Origin of the sequence: Oceaniovalibus guishaninsula JLT2003 (assembly GCF_000299575.1) — a bacterium.
Classification (GTDB): domain Bacteria; phylum Pseudomonadota; class Alphaproteobacteria; order Rhodobacterales; family Rhodobacteraceae; genus Palleronia; species Palleronia guishaninsula.
This window is the reverse complement of sequence record NZ_AMGO01000033.1, coordinates 1-1,448: the sequence shown is the minus strand read 5'-3', so window position 1 is coordinate 1,448 and position 1,448 is coordinate 1. Positions and strand designations below refer to the sequence as shown.

Annotated in this window: 3 protein-coding genes and 2 pseudogenes; all 5 read left to right on the top strand. The window is 71.8% G+C overall.

The features are described from left to right. A pseudogene (locus OCGS_RS15465) lies at window positions 1-304 on the top strand (hypothetical protein); the annotation flags it as partial. Window positions 305-383: 79 nt separating this feature from the next. Continuing rightward, the gene (locus OCGS_RS08055) at window positions 384-614 is read left to right on the top strand and encodes a hypothetical protein (RefSeq protein ID WP_040610807.1); all 231 of its coding nucleotides are present in this window, start codon (window positions 384-386) and stop codon (window positions 612-614) included. A gap of 140 nt (window positions 615-754) precedes the next feature. Beyond that, window positions 755-982 (top strand): DUF6511 domain-containing protein, encoded by a 228-nt coding sequence (locus OCGS_RS15350; RefSeq protein WP_007426738.1) that lies wholly within the window; start codon window positions 755-757, stop codon window positions 980-982. 11 nt (window positions 983-993) lie between these two features. Further along, window positions 994-1,209: a hypothetical protein gene (locus OCGS_RS08045; RefSeq protein ID WP_007426737.1), complete on the top strand. Its 216-nt coding sequence runs from the start codon at window positions 994-996 to the stop codon at window positions 1,207-1,209. After that, window positions 1,206-1,448: pseudogene (locus OCGS_RS08040) on the top strand (hypothetical protein); the annotation flags it as partial. The gene OCGS_RS08045 and the pseudogene OCGS_RS08040, both read left to right, overlap by 4 nt.

The window sequence follows — 1,448 nt, the reverse complement described above, 5'->3', positions numbered from 1 at the left end:
GAACGTCGTTCTGCCCGACGAGCCGCAGCATGCCCCCATCATGCGCGGCGAAACCGTTCCCCCGGAGCCCGTCAACGCCCCGCCGCGCAAGGCCGCGAGCGCGCCGGCGCCGGGCTGGCAGGCGCCGACGCCGGCATGGGGTGCGCAACCGCAAGCCCCGGCGGCGGCTCCGGCCTGGGGTGCACAGGCCGCGGCCCCGCAGCAGCCCACGCAGCAGCCGCCCGCCCAGCAGCCTCCGGCGTCCCAGCCCACCGCGCCGAGCGGAGCGCCGGCGACCGGTATGCCCGCCTGGCTCAATGGGTGAGGCGCGGTCCGCTGCACGACGGCGGAGGTCTGGCCGGCCTTCGCCGCTGCCCGAGGCCCGGCGCGATCCTGCCGGGCCTATGACCCCGGATGAATGGCAGGCGCACGTGACGCGCGAGGCGGCGCTGGAGATCGGACGATGGCTCGAGGCCCGAGGAAGACTGCACGCTCCCATCGCAAGCCTCGGCCTCGGCGACCTCGAAGCCATGGCCAGCAACGCGATCTCGCGCTGGATCGTGCTCCAGTCCGAAAAGCTCCAGAGGGCGGGTTGGCCGCCCGAGGACCCGATCGCGAGTTTCTTGCTCGGGTAGCGCTCTGCGCCGTCTGCGCCCGCGAGGCGCGCGGCTTCGGCTACTGCCACGGCCTCCGCTGGGATCGCCATCCCTACCACCGCTTCTGCTCGCGCCGCTGTCAGGACGCGGGCAGCGCCATCGCCCAAAGGAACAGCGGCATGATCGACAAGACCGCGCGCGAGGCCCGTGCGATCCGCGATGCGCGGACCCTCTTCGCCGAAGCGCTCACCGACCTCGGGCTCATGGAGCCCTTCTTCCACCGCAGCGCCGAGGACATCGACCGCCTCATCGAGGCGGCCGTCACCGGCTACATCGACAGCATGCAGGACCAGGCCGCGCGCAAGGAGCGCACCGGCACGGCCCTCGACGACCCCATTCCGTTCTGAGGGGGCGCGCGATGATCGACCTGAACAAAGACACCGCGTCCTGCAGCTGGAAACCTCTGCTCAAGACGGCCACCGAGAACGCTGTCACCGACTTCGAGATCGAGTTCTGCGACAGCCTCCGCGAGAAGCTCGCGCGGTTCGGAGAGAGCGCCCGGCTGACGGACGCGCAGTTCCACAAGCTGACCTGCATCGCGCAGGCCGGCGGGTTCTGGGAGCGCGAGCGATGATCGACCTCAACCATGGCTCGGGCTGCCTCTACGGCGCCGGCGCGCCACGCCCGCCCATCGCCGAAGCCGTCTCCGCCGCCATCGACACGGCGCTATCCGCGCGCCACCGCGCCGAGCGTCCGCGGACCTATGTCAGTTCCTCGGGTCTCGGCCGCGACTGCCTGCGCCAGATCCAGTACGACTTCCTCGCGGTGCCCAAGGCGAGGGCCAGGAGTTCGCGCCGCGCACGCTGCGCATCT